Source organism: Oleiphilus sp. HI0132, assembly GCF_001635845.1.
Genome location: NZ_LWGJ01001876.1, coordinates 1 through 2,873, shown reverse-complemented (window position 1 = coordinate 2,873; position 2,873 = coordinate 1). Strand labels below are relative to the sequence as shown.

The window sequence follows — 2,873 nt, the reverse complement described above, 5'->3', positions numbered from 1 at the left end:
GTATTAAACCTGTTTCGTTTCGATGAGTCAAGAGCTAAAACTAAAAAAAAATCACAAACGTAAATTTTGATTATTTTGTAGGCGTAACATAGCCCTCTATGCTTTCAATGTCTTCATTATTAAAGAATTTATGCATCTGTTCTTTCAAGAACTTTCGGTCTTCGGCGCTCATCATATTGAGCTGTCGTTCGTTAATCAGCATGGTTTGTTTATTTTGCCATTCTTTCCAGGCTTGTTCAGAGATGTTGTTAAAAATATCTTGGCCCGCTTCTCCTGGCATTGTCGGGGTATCCAGGCCTTTCAGTTCTTTTTGATACTTTCTGCAAAAAACAGTGCGACTCATGTTTCGATCTCGTGTGGTAAGTAAATAGCATGTGATGGGTCAATCTTAGTCATTTAATCTGAATAAATCATCACAATTTAGCTTTTCAAGGTAGGAAGATATTGGTGCCGGCAGGCCTAATTTAGAAAGCTGATGTTCTTGGATCCACTTTAGCCTATCTGATGAGCGTACTTCTGGTAGTGACGCTTTTAGCTTTAATTTAACCGGCTGTATCTCTAGTTTGTAATGAGAAAAGGTATGGTGAATGCTTTGGTGTCTTTCTAGTAGTTCTGTTTCTATGCCAAAGTTCTCGGTGCAGTATTGAATCAAGTCTGGTGGCGTGAGTGAGGGTGGTGCCTCTGGCAAGCTATATAAACCACCCCATATTCCGCTTGGCGGCCTTTTCTCAAGTAGGACTCCCTTATCAGACTCAATTAGCAGTGCCCAGGTTTTCTTTTGAGGGATCTTTTTTTTGGGTTTTGAAACCGGTAGGGCATGTTGTAGGTCTGCTTTGTTTGCCTGGCAATCTTCCTGCATTGGACAAATTGTGCACTTAGGTTTGCTGCGTGTGCAGAGTGTTGCGCCAAGATCCATGATGGCTTGTGTATAGTCATCAACACGATCTTGCGGTGTGTGTTCATCTGCGAGTAGCCATAGCTTTTGTTCGGTTTTTCTTTCGCCAGACCAGGTTTTGATGGCGTGATAACGACATAAAACCCGTTTTACGTTGCCATCAAGAATCGGGGCATATTGTTTGTGAGCAATGCTACGAATAGCGCCAGCAGTTGAACGACCAATGCCTGGCAGGGCACTTAAGCCGTCAACATCTTCGGGAAAGACGCCATCCAGGTCATAAGATATTTGTTTTGCTGCTTTGTGTAGATTACGCGCACGGGCGTAATAGCCTAAACCGGCCCAATGTTCGAGCACGCTGTCTTCGTCAGCATCTGCCAAACTTTTAACATCAGGAAAGCTTGCCATAAAGCGTTTGAAGTAGTCGATAACTGTGCTGACCTGGGTTTGCTGGAGCATAATTTCAGATACCCAAACCCTGTAGGGTGTTTTGTCTATTTGCCAGGGTAAGTTTTTGCGACCGTGTTGGTCGAACCAATTTAGTAGGCGATTTGCAAAGATTGATGAGCTTTTATCTGTGGACATTAAAATAGTTTCTTGAGTAGGTTCTTGGCAGCATCTTTGATTTCATCTTTGTCGCCAAGGTGTTTGTTTAAGGCTCTATCCAGTTCTTTATCTAATTTACGCTTTGCTTCTTTAGCAGCTACTTGCTTGGTCGCATCGAGTAAACGTTTGCTGTCCAGTTTACATAGCTCAGCTGGAGGCGTATCAAATTTTCCTTTGCATCTTACAGGAACAGGAATGTCTTTGAACTTTTCATTAACCCTGCAGGCATGCTCATTAGAGTCGCCAATGACGCGTAAGCCGGTTTTTATGTCTAGCGATGTTGCGCTCAGGTTGATAGGGCCTTCGGCGCTCATCGCCAATCCGGAGCTTGTTAGCTCGAAATTGTTCGTGAGAATCTCATCTTTCAAACTGGCGCTGCCTTTAAGCAGATCAAAAGGTGTGGCTTTTGGCCAGTTGTTAGTATCGATAGAATCTTTATTTATTAGGGCCAATCCTTTGCAGCTTAGTGCCTTGAAGTTTATGCCTTGAACTTCACCGTCGAGTACTTCAAATTCGGATTGAGCCAAGGCATTGCTTTGAACTTCGCTTAAGGTGTTACCACGACTTGTCAGCGCAGCACTAAAATTGAGAGTGCCACTGAGGCTAGCGCTGTCCTCGGCATTTTGAATTTCCAGCGCTTGAATCAGAGTGCCTAAGTTAAGGTTTGATATCTTTGTATCGGCTTGCCAAGTAGGTTTGTTGCTACGCGCATCTATTTTTGCGCTCGTGTTTAGTATGCCTTCATGAGACTTCGCAGACAGGTTTGTTACGCTGACGATTCCGTTCTTTGCGGCTAATTCGACATTAAGATTTTCGATCAGGACTTTGTTTGCAATTAAGCTTTGTTGTTTTAAAGATATGTCTAGATCGAGCTGTCTCAGTGTTTCTAGTGGCAGAAGCTCTGAGTTGGTTTGGTTGTTCGTTGGTGCTTCATCGTTGGCGCTTGCTTGGGTGTTGTTATTTTCCTCTTCGGCGGGTAAATAATTATCGATATTAACTGAGTCACCGACAAGGCTAAGTGCAAACGCTTGATTACTGCTATTGAATGTAAGGTCTCCTTGCCATGAACTCTTATCTACTTGTGTGTTGATTTGTTGAAAGTATAGAGCCTGGTCTTTAAATTCGAGCTTACTCGAAAGGCTAAATGCGTTTAGCGCTTCAGGTGAAGATAAGGTGGGTAATGCAATTCCAAATCTCTCGGCTAGAATCTTGGGGTTGAACTTGTTGACTTGGACTTGCCCTTGAAGGTGAGGTGATTCTAAGTAGTTTGTAAGGCTTAACTGACTATCAAGCTTGAGTTCCTCGAGTATGAGGAAAAGCTCCTCAACCACTATTTCTTCTTTACTGGTGTTCACAGTGAATTTGCTGTCGA

The 2,873-nt window shown here is 43.0% G+C and carries 3 protein-coding genes; all 3 read right to left on the bottom strand.

Annotated features, from left to right (window positions below):
• Window positions 1-70 precede the first annotated feature (70 nt).
• Window positions 71-343 (bottom strand): oxidative damage protection protein, encoded by a 273-nt coding sequence (locus tag A3766_RS28305; protein ID WP_068553869.1) that lies wholly within the window; start codon window positions 341-343, stop codon window positions 71-73.
• 45 nt (window positions 344-388) lie between these two features.
• Window positions 389-1,480 carry an A/G-specific adenine glycosylase gene (gene mutY, locus A3766_RS28300; protein ID WP_068511288.1) on the bottom strand — a complete coding sequence of 364 codons (1,092 nt, stop codon included), beginning with the start codon at window positions 1,478-1,480 and terminating at the stop codon, window positions 389-391.
• A partial coding sequence (locus tag A3766_RS28295; protein ID WP_231883029.1) for an AsmA family protein occupies window positions 1,480-2,873 on the bottom strand: 1,394 nt, incomplete at its 5' end. The genes mutY and A3766_RS28295, both read right to left, overlap by 1 nt.